Raw genomic sequence first — 18824 nt, 5'->3', positions numbered from 1 at the left:
GTATCCGAGTCGAATGTCAGGAGTCAACATGGTCTTCATCCGTGACACGAGACAGAGTCTCGAAGCCGCCGCCGCCCTCGTGAACACGCTCCCGCTGTGCGACGGCGAGGACACCATGACCACGGTCGCCGACCTCGATTCCTACCTCGCCGATCACCCGTATTCGGGTACCGTCCGGCGCGATCGAGCGACGGTCGAGGAGATCCGCCAGGTGCGCGCCCGGGTGCGGAAGCTGTGGGAGGTCGACCGCGAAGGAGCCGTGCCGCTCATCAACGACATGCTGCGCGACGGCGAGGCCGTGCCGCGGCTGGTCATCCACGGCGAACACGACTGGCATATCCACGCGACTCCCGACGACGCCCCCATCGCGACGCGCATCATGGTCGAAGCGGCGATGGCCTTCGTCGAGGTGATCCGCAGCGACTCGTACGATCGCGTGCGGGTGTGCGAGGCCGATGACTGCGACGCGGTCTACATCGACTATTCGCGCAACGGATCGAAGCGCTACTGCGACACCGGAAACTGCGGCAACCGCATGAACGTCATCGCGTACCGGGAACGGAAGGCGCGAGAAAGCGCCTGATCGCTGCGGCCGCGGGTTCCGGGGTCTCGTAGTGGATCAGATGCCCGACATCGGGGATCTCGACGAGCTCGACGTCGGCGAACAGCGTCGCGAGGTGGCGCTGCGCCTGGATCGGGGTGATGTCATCGCGCACGGCGGCGATGAGCAGCGTCGGCACGTCGATGCGCGGTGCCGCCTCGCGGACATCGTGCGACACCGACGTCACGAACGCGTCGTGCAGCACATCGCGGTCGGCGAAGCGTGAGAAGTAGGTGTCGTGCTGATCGTGCACGAAGCGCCGCAGCGCGGCATCCTTCGTCTTGGCCATCGACACGCTCATGACCCGCACGATGAGGCCATTGCGCAGCAGCGCTTCGCCGATCGCCGCGGGCAGCTTCGCACCGGCCCAGTAGTAGAGGACGGCGAGCCGCGTCAGCACGCCCCGCGGGCCCTCGAGCGCGGGAGCGCCGATCGGATTGATCAGGATGAGGCGGGGCGTGGCCAAGCCGCCGGCGACCGCCGCCGAGGCGACGATCGAGCCGAAGGAATGCCCGAGGATCACGGCGCCGGGGGCGACCGTCTGCGCGAAGCGCGTGAGCCACTGGGCGTAGGCCTCGAGATCGTGCGTGCGGCCCGGCAGCGGAGGTGTCTCTCCGAAGCCGGGGAGATCGGGCGAGATGACGCGGATGCCGCGCAGTTGGGCGATCACCGGTTCCAGCCCGTGGTGGTCGCCGCGGAACCCGTGCACGGCGATGATCGTCGTCTCGGCGTCGTGCGGACCGTAGTCCCAGTACGCCGTCGTGCCACCGAGCACCTCGACCTCATGCCGCTCGACGGGGATCTGCTCGAGCAGGGCGGCATAGGGGTTGAACGCGGGCACCGGACGAGTCTACGAGTGCGGGCAGGACCAGGCCGCCTGTCGCACGCGGAGCGCCTCGCGCGCGATGTCGGGGGTGTCGCATACCGTGGGCGGCATGCAGCCCACGCACGCCGCGCCCGCTCCCCCGGTGCATCCGCACTGGTCCACCGCCGTGGGCGTGTTCGATCTCGAGACGACGGGCGTCGACGTCCGCACCGATCGCATCGTGACGGCCTACGTGGGACTGCTCGACGGCACGGGAGCCGTCGTGCGCGCGCGAGACTGGCTCGCCGATCCCGGGGTCGAGATCCCCGAGGGCGCCGCTGCGATCCACGGGGTCACCACCGCCCGGGCCCGCGCCGAGGGCCGCGCCGCGCGCGATGTCGTCGGCGAGGTCGTCGAAGCGCTCCGCGCGATGCTCGACGCCGGCATCCCGGTCGTCGCCTACAACGCGGCATACGACTTCTCGCTGCTCAAGCACGAGGCCGAGCGCCACGGCATCGCCGGCATCGCCACGCCGTCGCCCGTCATCGATCCGTTCGTGATCGACAAGCACTGCGACCGCTATCGCCGCGGCAAGCGCACGCTCGAGGCCGTCGCGGCGCACTACGCCGTGCCGCTCGCGAGCGCGCACGAAGCGGCATCCGACGCCGTCGCCGCGGGCCGCGTGGCACAGGCGCTCGTCACGCGCTACTCCACGCGCCTGCCCGCCACACCGCACGAGCTGCACACGAGTCAGATCTCCTGGGCGCGCGCGCAGACGGCGAGCCTCACCGAGTACTTCATCCAGATCGGGCGTCTCGACCCCGGCGACGCCCTCGACGGCGTGTGGCCCGTGCGCTGACGCGCACAGACGACGAAAGCCCCGCCGGAGCGGGGCTTTCGCACGTCGGCTGTTACTTGCCGAAGTTCTTGAAGCGCTGGTTGAACTTCTCGACGCGACCGGCCGAGTCCATGATGCGCTGCTTGCCCGTGTAGAACGGGTGCGATGCCGACGAGATCTCGACGTCGATGACGGGGTACTCGACGCCGTCGAGCTCGATCGTCTTGTCGCTCGTGACCGTCGAACGGGTGAGGAAGGTCTCGCCCGAACCGAGGTCGCGGAAAACGATGGCCCGGTATTCGGGGTGGATGTCAGTCTTCATGAAAAGTCCTTAAGGGGATGGCGTCCCTGCTGAGAACCAGGGACCAGGGTCCGTGGTGCGAGTGCACCAAGGAGCGATTCTATCAGGAAACCGACTCCGCGCGCGCCGCGTACCGGCCGTCGGCCTCGGACAGGATGATCGGCACGCCGAACGTTTCGGTGAGCGACTCTGCCGTGAGCGCTTCGGCGATCGGGCCCTGTGCGACAGCGCGTCCGTCGCGCAGCAGCAGCACGTGCGTGAAGCCGACCGGGATCTCTTCGACATGGTGGGTCACCATGATCATCGCCGGGGTCGTGGGCGCCTGCGCGTATCCGCTGAGGAGCGCGAGGAGCTCTTCCCGCGCCCCGAGGTCGAGGCTCGCGGTCGGCTCGTCCAGCAGCAGCATCTCGGGGTCGGTCATGACGGCACGCGCGATCTGCACGCGCTTCTGCTCGCCGTCGCTGAGCGTGCCGAACGTGCGATCGGCGAGGTGGTCGAGCTTCCACTCCGCGAGCACGCGCAGCGCGCGCCTCTCGTCGATGTCCTCGTAGTCTTCGCGCCAGCGCCCGAGCACCGAGAACGCCGCCGTCAGCACGACATCGACGACGGTCTCCTCCGGCGGCACACGGCGTGCCATGGCGGACGAGGCGAAGCCGATGCGCGGACGCAGCTCGAACACGTCGGTGCGACCGAGTCGCTCACCGAGGATCGTCACGACGCCGGACGTGGGGTGCAGGAGCGTGTCGGCGAGCTGCAGCACCGTCGTCTTGCCGGCGCCGTTCGGGCCGAGGATGACCCATCGTTCGTCGTCCTCCACCGTCCAGTCGAGGCGATCGACGATGTTGCGGGAGTTTCGGCGGACGATGACGTCGGAGAAATCGAGCACCTGGGGCATGACGCCCAGCCTAACGGCCCGACGCGGCGACCTCGGCGTAGAGCGCCGCCGTCTGCTCCGCGATGCGCGCCCAGCTGAAGTCCTTGCCCGCGCGCTCGCGCCCCGCTGCACCGTAACCGGCGGCGCGAGCCGGATCGCTCACGACCTCGGCCAGGACGCGCGCGAGGTCGGCGACGAACCGGTCGGGGTCGGTCGGGGTCCCGGTCCCGTCCTGCACCTGGTCGATCGGCACGAGCCGGCCCGTCACCCCGTCGACGACGACCTCGGGGATGCCGCCGGTCGCGGTGCCGACGACGGCGGCGCCGCACGCCATCGCCTCGAGGTTGACGATGCCCAGCGGTTCGTAGATCGACGGGCAGACGAACGTCGTGGCCGCCGTGAGGATCGTGCACAGCTCGTGCCGCGAGAGCATCCGATCGATCCACACGACGCCGTCGCGCGTGCGTTGGAGGCCACGCACGAGGTCCTCGACCTCGGACATGATCTGCGGTGTGTCCGGTGCGCCCGCGCACAGGATGACCTGCACGTCGGGCGGCAGCAGCTGGGCGGCGCGCAGGAAGTACGGCAGTCCCTTCTGCCGCGTGATGCGCCCGACGAACACGACCGACGGGCGGGACGCGTCGACCCCGAGCTCGGCGAGCAGGGCGGGATCATCGACGGGATGCCACCCCTCGACGTCGATGCCGTTGTAGACGACGTGCACCTTGGCGGCATCCAGCGCCGGGTAGCTGCGCAGGATGTCGTCGCGCATGCCCCCGCTCACGGCGATGACGGCGGCGGCCGACTCGTACGCCGTCTTCTCGATGTAGCTCGACACGGCGTACCCGCCGCCGAGCTGCTCGGCTTTCCAGGGGCGCAGCGGCTCGAGCGAATGCGCCGTCACGATGTGCGGGATCCCGTGCAGCAGGGACGCGAGGTGCCCGGCGAAGTTCGCATACCAGGTGTGGGAGTGCACGACGTCGGCACCGGCGACATCGCCCACGATCTCGAGGTCGGTGCCGAGTGTCCGGATCGCGGCATTGGCATCCGCCAGTTCGGCGGGCACGCCGTACGACGTCGTGCCCGCTTCGTCGCGGTCTGCCCCGAACGCGCGCACTCGCACGTCCATGCTCCGGCGCAGGGCCGCGACGAGCTCGGTCACGTGCACGCCCGCGCCACCGTAGATCTCCGGCGGGTACTCCTTGGTCACGATGTCGACGCGCATGGCACGAAACCTAGTACACGAGACGTTCCTGTGACAGTCGCTATACCTCGCCGCGCGGCGCCCCTAGGGTGGTGCCATGCCTGCAGCGCCGAAGGTCTTCGGAATCATCCTCGCGGGGGGCGAGGGCAAGCGACTCATGCCTCTCACGGCCGATCGCGCCAAACCGGCGGTGCCGTTCGCGGGCCAGTACCGGCTCATCGATTTCGCGATCTCGAACCTGATCAACTCCGGCCTGCGCCAGATCGTCGTGCTCACGCAGTACAAGTCGCACAGCCTCGACCGCCACATCTCCCAGACATGGCGCATGTCGCCGCTGCTGGACTCCTACGTCGCCTCCGTACCCGCTCAGCAGCGACTCGGGAAGCGCTGGTTCTCGGGATCGGCCGACGCGATCCTGCAGAGCCTCAACCTCATCACCGACGAGAAGCCGGACATCGTCATCGTGATCGGCGCCGACCACGTCTACCGCATGGATTTCCGGCAGATGCTCGGCGCGCACGTCGAGTCCGGCGCGCGGGCGACCGTCGCCGGCATCCGCCAGCCCATCGGGCTCGCCAACCAGTTCGGGGTGATCGACGTCGACCCGGCCGATCCCGGCCGCATCCGCGAGTTCCTCGAGAAGCCGCAGGACCCGACCGGGCTCGCCGACTCCCCCGGCGAAGTGCTCGCGTCGATGGGCAACTACATCTTCGACACCGACGCGCTCATCGAGGCCGTCGAGTCCGATGGCGAGCTGCCGACCTCGAACCACGACATGGGCGGCGACATCGTGCCGTACTTCGTCGAACGCGGCGAGGCGGGCGTGTACGACATGAATCGCAACGACGTGCCGGGCTCGACCGACCGCGACCGGTACTACTGGCGCGATGTCGGCACGATCGAGTCGTTCTTCGACGCCCACCGCGACCTGATCTCGACGCTGCCGATCTTCAACCTCTACAACATGCAGTGGCCGATCCACTCGCAGGCCGTCAACTCCCCGCCCGCCAAATTCGTGCGCGACGCGGACGGACGCATCGGCAACGCGATCGACTCGGTCGTGTCGCTGGGCTCGGTGCTCTCGGGCACGCATATCGAACGCAGCGTCGTGGGGCCCTGGACGCTCGCCGGGGGTGGATCGACGATCACCGACTCCGTGCTGTTCGACCATGTCCGCGTCGGGGCGGGCGCGCGCGTGCACCGCGCCATCCTCGACAAGAACGTCTTCCTCGACGACGGCGCGACCGTCGGCGTCGACGTCGAACGCGATCTGGCGCGCGGCTACACCGTGACCGACAGCGGCATCACGGTCGTCGGCAAGGGCATCCGCGTCGAGCGCTGACGTGTCCGGCGCGGCACTCGCGCGACGCTAGCGTGGAGGGATGCCGCTTCAGGACGCCCGTTTCCTCGTCGTTCTCGACGCCGATTCCACGCTCATCCGCAACGAGGTCATCGAGCTCATCGCCGATGAGGCGGGGCGCGGCGCCGAGGTCGCCGAGGCGACCGAGGCCGCGATGCGCGGCGAAGTCGACTTCGCGACGAGTCTGCGCTCGCGTGTCGCCACCCTCGAGGGCGTGCCTGTCGCGGCGTTCGCCCGCGTGCTCGCGCGCGTCGAGCCGACGCCGGGCGTGCACGAACTGATCGCCGCCGTGCACGAGCGCGGCGGCCGGTTCGGCGTCGTCTCGGGCGGCTTCCACGAGATCCTCGACACGGTCGCTCCGCAGCTCGGCGTCGACATCTGGCGCGCGAACCGTCTCCAGGCCGCCGAGGGCGCCCTCACGGGGCTCGTCGACGGCGAGATCGTGGATGCCGCGGGCAAAGCCACCGCACTCGGCGAATGGGCCGCCGCAGCCGGTGTCCCGCTGTCGCGCACGATCGCCGTCGGCGACGGCGCGAACGACCTGCTCATGATGGCGGCCGCGGGGCTGGGCCTGGCGTTCAACGCGAAGCCCGCCGTGCGGGAGCTCGCCGACCTCGTGATCGGTCCCGTCGACCTGCGCGAGGTCATTCCGCTGCTGCCCTGACGGATGTCCGAGGTCCGGCGTACCGTCTGTGCCATGGACATCGTGCTCATCCCGGGACTCTGGCTGGACGCATCCTCCTGGCGTGCGGTGACCCCCGCGCTCGAGCGCGCGGGGCACACGCCGCATCCGCTCACGATGCCGGGGGTCGGCGAGCCCGCGCCGGCATCGGGCGACATCGGCATCGCGGACTGGGTCGCCGCGACGGTGTCCGAGATCGACCGGATCGACGGTCCCGTCGTGCTCGTCGGCCACAGCGGCGGCGGCAACGTCGCCTACGGCGCGGCAGACGCCCGCCCCGAGCGCGTGCAGCACATCGTGTTCCTCGACACCTTCCCGCCCGGCGACGGGGGTTCCATCTGGGAGTTCCCGGCCGTCGACGGGGTCGTCCCCTTCCCCGGCTGGAGCTTCTTCGACGCCTCCGACACCGCCGACCTCGCCGACGATCTCCGCGCGGCGATCGGTGCCGGCGCGCAGACGGTTCCCGTGCGCGTGCCGACCGACCCGATCCGTCTCACGGATGAGCGGCGCCGCAGCGTGCCCGCGACGATGATCACCTCGACGGTGCCCGAGGCGCAGATCCGCGCGCACATCGCGCAGGCGCCGGCGTGGGCGGCCGAGCTCGCCGCGCTCGAGAACCTGAACATCGTGCAGATCGTGCCCGACGGTGAGCCCACGGGCCACTGGCCGCAGTTCTCACGCCCCGGTGCGGTGGCGGCGGCGATCGTCGAGGCGATCGCGCGCTGACGCGGCGGGGTCGGTGCGGGTCAGTGCCCCATGCCGAGGCCGCCGTCGACGGGGATCACGGCGCCGGAGATGTAGGCGGCGTCGTCCGACGCGAGCCACGTGACGACGCCCGCGATCTCGTCGGGGGCCCCGAAGCGGCCGGCGGGGATGTTCTTCTTGTACTCCGCCTGCGTCTCGGGCGCGAGCTGCGCCGTCATGTCGGTCTCGACGAAGCCCGGAGCGACGACGTTCGCGGTGATGCCGCGCCCGCCGAGCTCCCGCGTGAGCGACCGGGCGAACCCGACGAGGCCGCTCTTGGACGAGGAGTAGTTGATCTGCCCGGGCGAGCCGTAGAGGCCCACGACCGACGAGATGAGGATGACGCGTCCCCAGCGCGCACGCAGCATCCCCTTCGATGCGCGCTTGACGACACGGAACGCACCGCCGAGGTTCGTCGCGACGACCGAGTCGAAGTCGTCCTCGGTCATGCGCAGCAGCAGCATGTCCTTCGTGATGCCGGCGTTGGCCACGACGATCCCGACCGGACCGAGCTCCTGCTCGACCTGTGTGAAGGCGACATCGACGGATGCCGCATCCGTGACGTCGGCGCGCACCGTCAGCGTGCCCTCGGGACCCTCGCCGGAGCGCGCCGTGACGGCGACCCGGTATCCCGCGGCGACGAAGCGCTCCGCAATGGCGCGACCGATGCCGCGGTTTCCGCCGGTGACGAGCACGACGCGATCGGTGAACATGACAGCTCCCTCGGGATGACGACGAACCGCCCCAGCCTAGCGGCGCGTCGTTTGACCTATGCCGCCCGCGCTGGAACGCTGGAGGCAGCATCGACGAAAGGCGCGACCGTGAGCACCCCGGAGAACCCCTCTAACGACGACCACGACGACGCGCGTCCGACGTACGCTCCTCCGGCCTACACGCCGCCTCCCGCGTACAGCGCGCCGCCCGCCTACACTCCTCCGGCCGAAGCGCCGGCGCCGCCCGCGGCGGACGCACCCCCGCAGGCGCCCGGCGCCTACCCCGCCTACGGCGGGTACGCGCAGCCGCAGTATCCCAGCGCGCCCGCGTACGGTGCCCCGGCGGGCCCGTACGGGGCCGCTCCCGCCTATGGCTACGCCGCTGTCAAGACGAACGTCCTCGCCATCATCTCGATGATCGCGAGCATCGCCGGATTCATCTGGATCCTTCCCTTCGTCGGCTCGCTCGCCGGCGCCATCATGGGTCACATCTCGCTCAAGCAGATCGCGCGCACGGGCGAGAAGGGTCGCGGCATGGCCCTGGCCGGCGTCATCGTGGGCTGGGTCGGCCTGGCCTTCCTCGTGCTGGGTGTGCTCTTCTTCCTGGCGTTCATCCCCTTCGCCGCCACGCAGTCGTCTTTCCGCTGATCCGCCGCGGGCGAAGCGGCGTACGCTGGATGGGTGAGGAACTCGTCTGCGCGGCAGTCTGCGACTTCGCTCCCCGCGTCGCCGCACGACGACACGAGCGACCGCGCGAAGCACTACCTCATCACGATGGGCGTGCGGGTCGCGTGCTTCGTGCTGATGGTCGCGATCACCCCCTACGGCTGGTACACGTGGGTGCTCGGTGCGGCCGCGGTGTTCCTGCCCTACTTCGCGGTCGTCACGGCCAACGTGAGCAAGAGCACGAACCGCACGACGTCGGAGTCGCCCGAGCTCGCCCTGCCGTCGCAGGCGTCGCCCACCGCCGCCGGCGGTCCCACCGTCATCCGGCTGAACGAGGCCCGCGCTGTCGACGAGGGCCCGCACGACGCGACCGGGCCCGTCGAGAAGGATTCCGCATGACCGGCGCCACCGACACCACGTGCTCGCGCGCCGGGTGCCGTGCGACGGCCCGCTGGCGCATCGACTGGCGCAATCCGCGCATCCACGCCGAGGACCGCCGCAAGACGTGGGTGGCGTGCGACGACCACGTGGCGTACCTGCGCGAGTTCCTCTCGGCGCGCTCCTTCCCGCTCGACGTGGGTGAACTCGAGGTTCCGTCATGAAGAACGCCCCCGCCGCCGTCCGCTGGTCGACCTATGTGCTCGTCGCCGCCGTGTTCGCGATCGCGTGCGCGTTCCTGTCGGACTGGCAGTTCACCCGCAACGGCGACCGCTCCGCGCAGCTCGCGCTCGTCGAGCAGAACTACGACGCCGCGCCGGTCGCCTTCGCCGAGCTGATCCCCGACGGCGAGACGCTCGACGCGGGTGATGAGTGGCATCCAGTCGTGTTGACGGGCGAGTACCTCGCCGATGAGCAGCTGCTCGTGCGCAACCGCCCGCACGGCGGCACGGCGGCGTATGAGGTTCTCGTGCCGTTCCGCCTCGACGACGGGCGCGTGCTCGTCGTCGATCGCGGCTGGGTTCCGCCCGGCGCCGACCAGCCCGAGCCCGATGCCGTGCCGGCACCGCCGGCCGGCGAGGTGACGGTCATCGTCCGGCTCCGGCCGGGTGAGCCGCTCCCCGCGTCCGGCCGCACGGCCGATGCGGGTCAGGTGCCGACGATCAACCTGCCCTTCGTCGCCGAGCGGGTCGCGCCCGACATCGGCGACGCGCTCGTGCAGAGCGCCTACGGCATCATCGTGTCCGAGGATCCCGCCGTCGAGGCGATGCCCGGTTCCCTCCCGTCGCCCTCCGAGGACCCCGGCCCGTACCTGTCGTACGCGATCCAGTGGATCCTGTTCGCCGTCATGGGCTTCATCTTCATCGGATACATGATCCGCACCGAGATCATCGCCCGCCGCGAGGACGCCGAGGACGACGAGCACTCCCCGCCGAGGCCGCCGCGCCCCGCGGCATCCGCTCGTCGTCGCGACCGCGACGCCGACGCCGAGGACGCCCTCCTCGACGCCGTCCGCTGACCCCACCCCTCACCCGCGAGACTGCACGGGGCGGCCGAGACCGCGGGGTTCACCCGCAGTCTCGGCGCGCGCGTGCAGTCTCGCCGTCAACGGGCAGAGGGGATGCCGCGGGCCGGTCAGGCGAGGGAGACGAGGTCGGCGTAGTCGCGACCCCAGATGTCCTCGACGCCGTCGGGAAGGATGAGCACACGCTCGGGATTGAGCGCCTCCACGGCGCCCTCGTCGTGCGAGACGAGCACGACGGCGCCCTCGTAGTGCGCGAGCGCACCGAGGATCTCCTCGCGCGAGGCGGGGTCCAGGTTGTTCGTGGGCTCGTCGAGCAGCAGCATGTTCGCCGAGGACACCACGAGCGTCGCGAGCGACAGTCGCGTCTTCTCGCCGCCCGAGAGCACACCGGCGGGCTTGAGCACGTCGTCGCCCGTGAACAGGAACGACCCGAGCACCTTGCGCGCCTCCGTCGCCGTGATGTCCGGCGCCGCCGACATCATGTTCTCGAGCACCGACCGCGAGACGTCGAGGTTCTCGTGCTCCTGCGCGTAGTAGCCGATCTTGAGACCGTGTCCCGGTTCGAGCTGCCCCGTGTCGGGCTTGTCGACGCCGGCGAGGATCCGCAGCAGCGTCGTCTTGCCGGCGCCGTTGAGGCCGAGGATCACGACGCGCGAACCGCGGTCGATCGCGAGGTCGACGTCGGTGAAGATCTCCAGCGAACCGTACGACTTCGACAGTCCCGACGCCATGAGCGGCGTCTTGCCGCACGGTGCGGGCTTGGGGAACCGCAGCTTCGCGACGCGCTCCTCCTGCCGCACCTCGTCGAGCCCCGCGAGCATCTTCTCCGCGCGCGCGACCATCTGGTGCGCGGCAGCCGCCTTCGACGCCTTCGCCCCGAACCTGGCCGCCTGCTGCTGCAGCACGGTGGCCTTCTTCTCGACGTTGGTGCGCTCCTTCTTGCGGCGCTCCTCGTCGGCCACCCGCTGGCGCAGGTAGTTCTTCCAGTTCATGTTGTAGACGTCGATGACCTGGCGGTTGGCATCCAGGTAGAAGACGCGGTTGACCGTCTCGCCGACGAGCTCGACATCGTGCGAGATCACGATGAGCCCGCCCTTGTATCCCTTGAGGAACTCCCTCAGCCACACGACGCTGTCGGCGTCGAGGTGGTTGGTCGGCTCGTCGAGGATCATCGTCTGGGCATCCGAGAACAGGATGCGAGCGAGTTCGATGCGGCGGCGCTGACCACCCGACAGCGTCTTGAGCGGCTGATCCAGGATCCGGTCCGGCAGCGAGAGGTTGTGAGCGATGGATGCCGCTTCCGCTTCGGCGGCATACCCCCCGAGCGCCTCGAACCTCTCGGTGAGGGTGCCGTACTTGCGCATCGCGCGAGCAGCGACAGCGGGATCGTCGTCGCCCATCGCGAGCGAGGCCTCCTGCATGCCGATCGCGAGCGAGCCGAGCCCGCGCGCGTCGAGCACACGGGTCCGCGCGAGCATCTCGGGGTCACCCGACCGGGGGTCCTGCGGCAGGTAGCCCAGCTCGCCCCAGCGTTCGACCTTGCCGTCGGCGGGGATCACGTCACCCGCGAGCACCTTCGTGAGCGTCGTCTTGCCGGCGCCGTTGCGGCCCACGAGGCCGATCTTGTCTCCATCGGAGACGCGGAAGGACACGTCCGACATGAGCACGCGTGCACCCACGCGGATCTCGAGGTCGTGCACGGCGAGCACAGCGGACGTCCGTTCTTCAGGGCGGGTGGGTGGGCGGCCGAGCGGCCAGCCGCCCAGTCTACCGGGTCTTCTCGTGCGCGTGACCGAGCCGCAGCCCGGGGACGAGCGCAAGCACCGAGAGCACGGCCGCGAGGGCGAAGACAGCCGTGAATCCCCCACCCGAGGCGCTCAGCGCCGTGAACACGAGCCCCATGACGGCGATCGTCGTGGCCGACCCGACAGCGTCCGAGATCGACAGAGCCGACGAATTGAATCCCTGGTTCCGCGGCGTCGAGTACGCGAGCGTGAGAACCGTGAGCCGCGGGTACATGAGCCCCATGCCGCTGCCCGCGAGCGCCCAGCCGGCGATGAGCAATCCGGGCGGCAGGTGCGACAGCGCCGTGATGCCCGCCAGCACGATCGCGGCGAGCAGCTGGGCGGTGCCGATGAGGGTGATGCGCGCGTTGCCGATGCGGTCGCCGAATCGGCCCTGCACGTCCGCCGCGAGTGCCCAGGTGAGCGCGGCGGCGGTGAGCCCGAGCCCCGCCCATGTTGGCGAGAACCCGTACTCGTCGATCAGCAGGTACGGAATGTAGATCTCGGCGCCGAACAGCGCTCCCGCGATGAGTCCCCGCATGAGCACGACACTGGGCAGTCCGCGTCCCGCCACGAGCGTGCGCGGCGGCAGCAGCGGCCGCGCGGCGAGGGCGATGACGACAGCGGATGCCGCCACCACGACCCATGCGCCCGCGCCGAGCTCGCCGGCCAGGCTCAGGGCGAGCGCGCCGACGGCGACCGCGACGGCACACGCGAGGCGGGGGGCGATGCGGCCCGTCGCCGGCTGATCGGTGTGCAGCGGAAGCCCGTGCAGGCGCGTCACCACCATCGCGAACGCCACGACGGTGAGACCGGCGACGCCGAGGAACACCCAGCGCCAATGCAGGAGCTCGGTGACGGCGCCGGCGAGGAACGGGCCGATGAGGGACGGCACGACCCACGCGGCTGAGAACGCCGCGAACACGCGGCCGTGCAGGTCGGTCGGGTAGACACGGGCGACGGCGACATACAGGGCGACCGTCTGGCCGCCCGTGCCGAGGCCCTGCACGAGCCGCCCCGCGACGAGCAGCTCCATCGTGGGCGCGGCGCCGGCGATGATGAGCCCGATCACGAAGAGCACGACCGCCGTCGTGAGCGGTGCGAGCACTCCCCCGCGGTCGCACCATGCGCCGACGGCGACCATGCCGATGACGCTGGTTGCCAGGGTGCCCGCGAAGGCGACGGCGTACAGCGACTCACCCGCCAGGTCGGCGCTGACGACGGGCATGACCGTCGTGACGGCGAGGGACTGCATCGCGGCGAGGAAGATCAGCGCGACGGCGCCGACCGTCACCCAGACGTAACGAGCGCTCCAGACACCGGCACCGCGATGCGCGGGCGCCGTCACGTGCTCACCAGCGCGGAGACGCGCCGGATCGCTTCGCGCAGCATGTCGGGTGCGCAGCCGAAATTGATCCGCACGTGTCCTGCGCCCTGCTCGCCGAACTGAGGACCGAAGTGGAAGGCGACCTTGGCGTCGCGCAGGATGAGCCGCCCCGGGTCATCGCCCCAGCCGTACGCCGAGAGGTCGACCCACGCCAGGAAGCCCGCGTCGGGGATCCGGTAGACGGCGTCGGGCAGGTACTCATCGAGCAGTTCGGCCAGCAGTCGGCGGTTGACATCGAGCGCGGCCAGCTGCGCATCGAGCCAGGCGTCGCTTTCGACCGAGAACGCCGCGATGGCCGCGATCGCTCCGAAGTGCGCCGTGCGCCATTCGATCTCGTCGGGAAGCGCCCGCAGCACGGCGGAGTTCTCGTCGGAAGCGGTCACCATGAGGGCGCACTTCAGGCCCGCGAGGTTGAACGCCTTGCTCGCCGACACGAAGGCGTAGCCGACACGTTCGGCAGCGGGCGAGGCAGACAGGAACGGTGTGAAGACGACATCGGGCTGCGTGAGCGGAGCATGGATCTCATCGCTCAGGACGACGGCCCCGTGCCTTTCGGCGATGGCGGCGAGTTCGGCGAGGTCCGCCTTGGCGTGCACGGTCCCCGTCGGGTTGTGCGGATTGCACAGCAGCACGGTCCGCGCGCCCGCGGCGAGAGCGGACTCGATGCCTGTCAGATCCAGCTGCCACCCGGCATCCGATTCGCGCAGCGGCACGGTCTCGACGACGGCACCCGCTTCGGGGATGCAGTCGAAGAACGGCGGATACACGGGGGTCGTCACGACGACCCGGTCTCCGGGGCTGGTGACCCGTCGCAGAACTTCGACGACGCCCATCATCACGTCGCATGTCGTGCGGGCGCGGGCGGGGTCGACACTCCAGCCGAATCGACGGAGCGCAAAGGCCGCATAGGCCGCCCCGACGCCCGCGCCGGGCGCCGAGTACCCCGTGTCGCCGAGCTCGACGGCGCGCGCCAGGGCGGCCGTGATCGCGGGCGCCGGTGCGAAGTCGGTCTCGGCGACGAACAGCGGCAGGACGTCGTCGGGATACGCACGCCACTTGACGCTCGTGCGCTCTCGGAGACGTTCGACGGGAAGGGCCTGCAGGGGGGTCACGCTCACCGCGCAAGCCTACCGAAGGTCAGATGGCGAAGCCGAGCGCCCGCATCATGTCGCGGCCGTCGTCGGTGATGCGCTCCGGACCCCACGGCGGCATCCACACCCAGTTGATGCGGAAGCGATCCACGACCTCGTCGAGGGACTGCGCGGTCTGCTCTTCGAGCACGTCGGTGAGCGGGCAGCCCGCCGACGTCAGCGTCATGTGGATGATGAGGGCGTCGTTCTCGTCATCCCATGCGAGGTCGTAGATGAGTCCGAGGTCGACGACGTTGATCCCCAGTTCGGGGTCCATGACGTCCTTGAGCGCTTCGATGACCTCTTCGTACTTCTCGGGTGCGAGCGTGGCGGACATACGGCGATCCTACGCGCCGGCTTCGACGACGGCGCCGTCCGAAGGGTCGAGGAACCGGTCGTAGCCCTCGTTCTCGAGGCGGTCGGCCAGTTCGGGGCCGCCCTCTTCGACGATACGGCCGCCGATCATGACGTGGACGAAGTCGGGGTGAATGTAGCGCAGAATGCGCGTGTAGTGCGTGATCAGCAGGACACCGAGGTCGGTCTCCTCCTTCGCCCGGTTGACGCCTTCCGAAACGACCTTGAGCGCGTCGACATCGAGGCCCGAGTCGGTCTCGTCGAGCACGGCGATCTGCGGCTTCAGCAGTTCGAGCTGCAGGATCTCGTGGCGCTTCTTCTCGCCGCCCGAGAACCCCTCGTTGACGTTGCGCTGGGCGAACTTGCCGTCCATGCGCAGGTTCTTCATCGACTGCTTGACGTCCTTCGTCCAGTGGCGGATCGAGGGGGCTTCGCCTTCGATCGCCGTCTTGGCGGTGCGCAGGAAGTTCGTCACCGTCACGCCCGGGATCTCGACGGGGTACTGCATCGCGAGGAACAGGCCCGCGCGGGCACGCTCGTCGACGGACATCTCGAGCACGTCTTCGCCGTCGAGCGTGATGGAGCCGCTCACGACCTCGTACTTGGGGTGGCCGGCGATCGTGTAGGCGAGGGTCGACTTGCCCGAGCCGTTGGGGCCCATGATGGCGTGGGTCTCACCCTTGCGGATCGTGAGGGTCACACCGTTGAGGATGGGCGTGGTGCCGGCATCCGTCTGGACCGTCACATACAGGTCGCGGATCTCGAGGACAGACATTCAGACTTCCTTCTTCAAAGCGGGGTCGATGAGCACGTCGTCGCCGTCGATCTGAACGACATAGACGGGGACGGGCTCATACGCGGGGAGGTTGAGGGGCTTGCCGGTGCGCAGCGAGAAGGCCGAGCCGTGGGCCCAGCATTCGAGCGTCTCGCCGTCGACGAAGCCCTCGGACAGCGAGATGTCACCGTGCGTGCACGTGTCGCCGATCGCGTGCACCTCGCCACTGGAATCGAGCACGAGTGCGATCGGCACACCGTCGACCTCGACACGACGGGCTTCGTCCTGCACGAGGTCGCTGAGCGCGCACACGCGGGTCGCGCTCACGAAGCCGTCCCGCCCTCGAGTTCACGCTCGATGGCGGCGGACAGCTCTTCTTCGAGATCGGCGATGCCGATCTTCTGCACGATCTCGGTGAGGAATCCGATCACGACGAGGCGGCGGGCCTCGGCCTCGGGGATGCCGCGGGCCTGCAGGTAGAACAGCTGCTCGTCATCGAATCGGCCCGTCGCGCTCGCGTGACCGGCGCCCTGGATGTCGCCCGTCTCGATCTCGAGGTTCGGCACCGAATCGGCGCGCGCGCCGTCGGTCAGGATGAGGTTGCGGTTGGCCTCGTACGAGTCGGTGCCGACGGCATCCGCCCCGATGAGCACGTCGCCGACCCAGGCACTGCGAGCCGATTCGCCCTGCAGCGCGCCCTTGTAGAGCACGTCGCCGCGCGTGTGCGGACCCTTGTGGTGCAGGTACACCTGGCTCTCGAGGTGCTGACCGGCGTCGGAGTACGACAGTCCGTACAGCTCGCCCTGCGCGCCGGGGCCCGCGAGCTCCACCGAGGGGTTGACGCGTACGACGCCGCCGCCGAAGCTCACGACGAAGTGACGCAGGAAGGCGTCCTTGTCGACGCGCGCCTGGTGGGATGCCGCGTGCACGGCGTCGTCGTCCCACTGCTGCACCGTGATGACGTCGAGTCGGGCACCGTCACGCACGATGATCTCGACGTTCTGCGCGTGGTGCGCCGATCCGACGTGGCGAAACAGCACGATGGCGCGCGAGTTGGGCATCGCCTCGACGACGACATGCGCGTGCGCGAGGCCGCCCGTGCCGCGCAGGTCGACGACGATCGGCTCGTCGAGCTCGACGCCGGCGGGAATCCGCAGGAGCGGCGCGTCGGTCTCTTGGCTCCACGCGATCGCCGAGGGCAGGTCTTCGGGAGTGAACACGTCGCCGCGCGGCGACTGTCCGACCCGGAGGGTCAGCTGCTCGACGGCGGCGGGCGCGTCGACCGCGACCTCGACGACGCCGTGCGGGCCGGCCTCGTCGACGAACAGCGGCGCGAGCCGGTCGAGGGGCGCGTACTTGAACCCGACGTCGCGTGAGGTGGGGACGGAGAAATCAGCGGGGTCGAACGACCAGGGTCGTTCGGACCGCGTCTGCACCGGGACGAATGCCCCGGCCCCGTCGGAGTGCGCTCGAGAACCCGGCACCGTCGTGGGTGCCTGTGTCATGGCCGTCATCTAGCCGACCGATCCTTCCATGCCCATCTCGATGAGCTTGTTGAGTTCCATCGCATACTCCATGGGAAGCTCGCGTGCGATCGGCTCGATGAAGCCGCGCACGATCATCGCCATGGCCTCGGCCTCGGGAAGGCCGCGCGACTGGAGGTAGAACAGCTGTTCCTCGCTGACCTTGGACACCGTCGCCTCATGACCGAGCTGCACGTCGTCGACGCGGATGTCGATCGCGGGATAGGTGTCCGAGCGCGAGATGGTGTCGACCAGGAGGGCGTCGCACACGACCGAGTTCGCGGAATGGTGCGCTCCGGGCTCGACGCGGATCTCACCGCGGTAGCCCGTACGACCGCCGCCGCGGGCGATCGACTTCGAGACGATCGAGGATTGCGTGTAGGGCGCCATGTGCACCATCTTGGCGCCGGCGTCCTGGTGCTGTCCGGGACCGGCGAACGCGACCGACAGGGTCTCGCCCTTCGCGTGCTCGCCCACCAGGAAGATCGACGGGTACTTCATCGTGACCTTCGAGCCGATGTTGCCGTCGACCCACTCCATCGTCGCGCCCTCGTGCGCGACCGCACGCTTCGTGACGAGGTTGTAGACGTTGTTCGACCAGTTCTGGATCGTCGTGTAGCGCACGCGGGCGTTCTTCTTGACGATGATCTCGACCACGGCGGAGTGCAGCGAGTCGCTCTTGTAGATCGGGGCCGTGCAGCCCTCGATGTAGTGCACGTACGAGCCCTCGTCGGCGATGATGAGCGTCCGCTCGAACTGGCCCATGTTCTCGGTGTTGATCCGGAAGTAGGCCTGCAGCGGGATCTCGACGTGCACGCCCGGCGGCACGTAGACGAACGAGCCGCCCGACCAGACCGCCGTGTTCAGGGCCGCGAACTTGTTGTCTCCGGCGGGGATGACCGTGCCGAAGTACTCCTGGAAGAACTCGGGGTGCTCGCGCAGCGCCGTGTCGGTGTCCATGAAGATGACGCCCTGCTCCTCCAGATCCTCGCGGATCTGGTGGTAGACGACCTCGGACTCGTACTGCGCCGCGACGCCCGCGACCAGGCGCTGGCGCTCGGCCTCGGGGATGCCGAGCTTCTCGTACGTGTCACGGATCTCCTCGGGGAGGTCCTCCCACGACTGCGCCTGCTTCTCGGTCGAGCGCACGAAGTACTTGATGTTGTCGAAGTCGATCTCACTGAGATCAGCACCCCACGTGGGCATCGGCTTGCGGCCGAAGAGCTGATAGCCCTTGAGCCTGGTCTTCAGCATCCATTCGGGTTCGTCTTTGAGGGCCGAGATACCGCGCACGACGCTCTCGTCGATCCCTCGCTTGGCGATGGCACCCGCGGGATCCGCATCGTGCCATCCGAACTCGTAGACGCCCAGCCCATCCAGCTCCGGGCGGTCGATCAGCACATCTGACATCGTCACACTCTCCTCTGGGCCTCAACGGTTTCATCCGCCCCGGCATTCCGTTCACCTGATGTATTCGAAGGAATGGATGCCGCTGGTGGGCCCTCTCAAGTGGCGCTGTGCTTCGCGCCTAGACTGTCTCTGGATCACGGTGCCTCGGGCAGCCGCATCCGACCTCTTGATTCTACAGGGTCCGCCCGTCCCGCGGGCGAGACACCCTGCT

22 protein-coding genes are annotated in these 18824 nt (G+C 69.4%); 9 read left to right on the top strand and 13 right to left on the bottom strand.

Going from position 1 to position 18824, the window contains the following annotated elements:
• The first annotated feature begins 28 nt into the window (after positions 1-28).
• A complete protein-coding gene (locus ACWIBS_RS05265) occupies positions 29-583 on the top strand; it encodes a CGNR zinc finger domain-containing protein (RefSeq protein WP_376126429.1) in 555 nt (184 codons plus the stop codon).
• Here ACWIBS_RS05265 and ACWIBS_RS05260 read toward each other — a convergent pair.
• Positions 543-1442 carry an alpha/beta fold hydrolase gene (locus ACWIBS_RS05260; protein ID WP_376126426.1) on the bottom strand — a complete coding sequence of 300 codons (900 nt, stop codon included), beginning with the start codon at positions 1440-1442 and terminating at the stop codon, positions 543-545. The two genes, ACWIBS_RS05265 and ACWIBS_RS05260, sit on opposite strands and share 41 nt — an antisense overlap.
• Positions 1443-1536: 94 nt before the next feature.
• Here ACWIBS_RS05260 and ACWIBS_RS05255 point away from each other — a divergent pair, with 94 nt between their 5' ends.
• Positions 1537-2265, top strand: a complete 729-nt coding sequence (locus ACWIBS_RS05255; RefSeq protein WP_376126423.1) for an exonuclease domain-containing protein — start codon at positions 1537-1539, stop codon at positions 2263-2265.
• 52 nt (positions 2266-2317) lie between these two features.
• Here ACWIBS_RS05255 and ACWIBS_RS05250 read toward each other — a convergent pair whose 3' ends face one another.
• The 3 genes from ACWIBS_RS05250 to glgA form a co-directional block, all read right to left on the bottom strand.
• On the bottom strand, positions 2318-2566 hold the full coding sequence (locus ACWIBS_RS05250) for a type B 50S ribosomal protein L31 (RefSeq protein ID WP_376126420.1): 249 nt from the start codon (positions 2564-2566) through the stop codon (positions 2318-2320).
• An 82-nt stretch (positions 2567-2648) separates the two neighbouring features.
• Positions 2649-3440: an ABC transporter ATP-binding protein gene (locus ACWIBS_RS05245; protein ID WP_376126418.1), complete on the bottom strand. Its 792-nt coding sequence runs from the start codon at positions 3438-3440 to the stop codon at positions 2649-2651.
• 10 nt (positions 3441-3450) lie between these two features.
• Entirely contained in the window at positions 3451-4644 is a 1194-nt protein-coding gene (glgA, locus tag ACWIBS_RS05240; RefSeq protein ID WP_376126415.1) for a glycogen synthase, read from the bottom strand.
• Positions 4645-4720: 76 nt separating this feature from the next.
• Between glgA and ACWIBS_RS05235 the strand changes: the two genes are divergently transcribed.
• From ACWIBS_RS05235 to ACWIBS_RS05225, 3 genes are read left to right on the top strand one after another with little or no spacing between them, the layout of a single operon-like run.
• Complete coding sequence (locus ACWIBS_RS05235) at positions 4721-5965, top strand: glucose-1-phosphate adenylyltransferase (protein WP_376126412.1); 1245 nt, start codon at positions 4721-4723, stop codon at positions 5963-5965.
• A gap of 40 nt (positions 5966-6005) precedes the next feature.
• On the top strand, positions 6006-6647 hold the full coding sequence (serB, locus tag ACWIBS_RS05230) for a phosphoserine phosphatase SerB (protein ID WP_376126410.1): 642 nt from the start codon (positions 6006-6008) through the stop codon (positions 6645-6647).
• Positions 6648-6680: 33 nt separating this feature from the next.
• Complete coding sequence (locus ACWIBS_RS05225) at positions 6681-7391, top strand: alpha/beta fold hydrolase (RefSeq protein ID WP_376126408.1); 711 nt, start codon at positions 6681-6683, stop codon at positions 7389-7391.
• 20 nt (positions 7392-7411) lie between these two features.
• Here the strand turns inward: ACWIBS_RS05225 and ACWIBS_RS05220 are convergent, their stop codons facing one another.
• Positions 7412-8122 carry a beta-ketoacyl-ACP reductase gene (locus tag ACWIBS_RS05220; RefSeq protein ID WP_376126406.1) on the bottom strand — a complete coding sequence of 237 codons (711 nt, stop codon included), beginning with the start codon at positions 8120-8122 and terminating at the stop codon, positions 7412-7414.
• Between the two features lie 108 nt (positions 8123-8230).
• On the opposite strand from ACWIBS_RS05220, the gene ACWIBS_RS05215 reads away from it, so the two are divergent.
• From ACWIBS_RS05215 to ACWIBS_RS05200, 4 genes are read left to right on the top strand one after another with little or no spacing between them, the layout of a single operon-like run.
• Positions 8231-8770 (top strand): DUF4190 domain-containing protein, encoded by a 540-nt coding sequence (locus tag ACWIBS_RS05215; RefSeq protein ID WP_376126404.1) that lies wholly within the window; start codon positions 8231-8233, stop codon positions 8768-8770.
• Between the two features lie 33 nt (positions 8771-8803).
• Positions 8804-9187, top strand: coding sequence for a DUF3099 domain-containing protein (locus ACWIBS_RS05210; RefSeq protein ID WP_376126402.1), 384 nt, complete (start codon positions 8804-8806; stop codon positions 9185-9187).
• A complete protein-coding gene (locus tag ACWIBS_RS05205; protein WP_376126400.1) occupies positions 9184-9390 on the top strand; it encodes a hypothetical protein in 207 nt (68 codons plus the stop codon). Before ACWIBS_RS05210 ends, ACWIBS_RS05205 begins: the two co-directional genes overlap by 4 nt.
• On the top strand, positions 9387-10244 hold the full coding sequence (locus tag ACWIBS_RS05200; RefSeq protein ID WP_376126397.1) for an SURF1 family cytochrome oxidase biogenesis protein: 858 nt from the start codon (positions 9387-9389) through the stop codon (positions 10242-10244). The genes ACWIBS_RS05205 and ACWIBS_RS05200 overlap by 4 nt, the downstream gene beginning before the upstream one ends.
• Positions 10245-10360: 116 nt before the next feature.
• Here ACWIBS_RS05200 and ACWIBS_RS05195 read toward each other — a convergent pair whose 3' ends face one another.
• The 8 genes from ACWIBS_RS05195 to sufB are packed head-to-tail and all read right to left on the bottom strand — an operon-like array spanning position 10361 to position 18613.
• Positions 10361-11959: an ABC-F family ATP-binding cassette domain-containing protein gene (locus ACWIBS_RS05195; RefSeq protein ID WP_376126394.1), complete on the bottom strand. Its 1599-nt coding sequence runs from the start codon at positions 11957-11959 to the stop codon at positions 10361-10363.
• Positions 11960-12017: 58 nt separating this feature from the next.
• Positions 12018-13382: an MFS transporter gene (locus ACWIBS_RS05190; protein WP_376126392.1), complete on the bottom strand. Its 1365-nt coding sequence runs from the start codon at positions 13380-13382 to the stop codon at positions 12018-12020.
• On the bottom strand, positions 13379-14539 hold the full coding sequence (locus tag ACWIBS_RS05185) for a MalY/PatB family protein (protein ID WP_376126389.1): 1161 nt from the start codon (positions 14537-14539) through the stop codon (positions 13379-13381). The genes ACWIBS_RS05190 and ACWIBS_RS05185 overlap by 4 nt, the downstream gene beginning before the upstream one ends.
• A 19-nt stretch (positions 14540-14558) precedes the next feature.
• Positions 14559-14888 (bottom strand): metal-sulfur cluster assembly factor, encoded by a 330-nt coding sequence (locus ACWIBS_RS05180; protein ID WP_376126386.1) that lies wholly within the window; start codon positions 14886-14888, stop codon positions 14559-14561.
• 9 nt (positions 14889-14897) lie between these two features.
• Positions 14898-15680: a Fe-S cluster assembly ATPase SufC gene (gene sufC / locus ACWIBS_RS05175; RefSeq protein WP_376126383.1), complete on the bottom strand. Its 783-nt coding sequence runs from the start codon at positions 15678-15680 to the stop codon at positions 14898-14900.
• Positions 15681-16007: a non-heme iron oxygenase ferredoxin subunit gene (locus tag ACWIBS_RS05170; protein WP_376126380.1), complete on the bottom strand. Its 327-nt coding sequence runs from the start codon at positions 16005-16007 to the stop codon at positions 15681-15683.
• Positions 16004-17194, bottom strand: a complete 1191-nt coding sequence (gene sufD, locus ACWIBS_RS05165; protein ID WP_376126378.1) for a Fe-S cluster assembly protein SufD — start codon at positions 17192-17194, stop codon at positions 16004-16006. The genes ACWIBS_RS05170 and sufD overlap by 4 nt, the downstream gene beginning before the upstream one ends.
• Positions 17195-18613, bottom strand: coding sequence for a Fe-S cluster assembly protein SufB (gene sufB, locus ACWIBS_RS05160; protein ID WP_376126376.1), 1419 nt, complete (start codon positions 18611-18613; stop codon positions 17195-17197).
• Positions 18614-18824 lie beyond the last annotated feature (211 nt).

The sequence above is a fragment of the Microbacterium sp. NPDC055442 genome (assembly GCF_053644215.1).
This window is presented reverse-complemented; position numbering and strand designations above follow the sequence as displayed.

Coding starts and splice junctions, on each gene's coding strand:
- ACWIBS_RS05245 (WP_376126418.1), bottom strand. CDS start 3,440: ATGCCCCAGGTGCTCGATTTCTCCGACGTCATCGTCCGCCGAAACTCC.
- ACWIBS_RS05235 (WP_376126412.1), top strand. CDS start 4,721: ATGCCTGCAGCGCCGAAGGTCTTCGGAATCATCCTCGCGGGGGGCGAG.
- glgA (WP_376126415.1), bottom strand. CDS start 4,644: ATGCGCGTCGACATCGTGACCAAGGAGTACCCGCCGGAGATCTACGGT.
- serB (WP_376126410.1), top strand. CDS start 6,006: ATGCCGCTTCAGGACGCCCGTTTCCTCGTCGTTCTCGACGCCGATTCC.
- ACWIBS_RS05225 (WP_376126408.1), top strand. CDS start 6,681: ATGGACATCGTGCTCATCCCGGGACTCTGGCTGGACGCATCCTCCTGG.
- ACWIBS_RS05205 (WP_376126400.1), top strand. CDS start 9,184: ATGACCGGCGCCACCGACACCACGTGCTCGCGCGCCGGGTGCCGTGCG.
- sufB (WP_376126376.1), bottom strand. CDS start 18,613: ATGTCAGATGTGCTGATCGACCGCCCGGAGCTGGATGGGCTGGGCGTC.
- sufD (WP_376126378.1), bottom strand. CDS start 17,194: ATGACGGCCATGACACAGGCACCCACGACGGTGCCGGGTTCTCGAGCG.
- ACWIBS_RS05220 (WP_376126406.1), bottom strand. CDS start 8,122: ATGTTCACCGATCGCGTCGTGCTCGTCACCGGCGGAAACCGCGGCATC.
- ACWIBS_RS05265 (WP_376126429.1), top strand. CDS start 29: ATGGTCTTCATCCGTGACACGAGACAGAGTCTCGAAGCCGCCGCCGCC.
- ACWIBS_RS05200 (WP_376126397.1), top strand. CDS start 9,387: ATGAAGAACGCCCCCGCCGCCGTCCGCTGGTCGACCTATGTGCTCGTC.
- sufC (WP_376126383.1), bottom strand. CDS start 15,680: ATGTCTGTCCTCGAGATCCGCGACCTGTATGTGACGGTCCAGACGGAT.
- ACWIBS_RS05255 (WP_376126423.1), top strand. CDS start 1,537: ATGCAGCCCACGCACGCCGCGCCCGCTCCCCCGGTGCATCCGCACTGG.
- ACWIBS_RS05250 (WP_376126420.1), bottom strand. CDS start 2,566: ATGAAGACTGACATCCACCCCGAATACCGGGCCATCGTTTTCCGCGAC.
- ACWIBS_RS05180 (WP_376126386.1), bottom strand. CDS start 14,888: ATGTCCGCCACGCTCGCACCCGAGAAGTACGAAGAGGTCATCGAAGCG.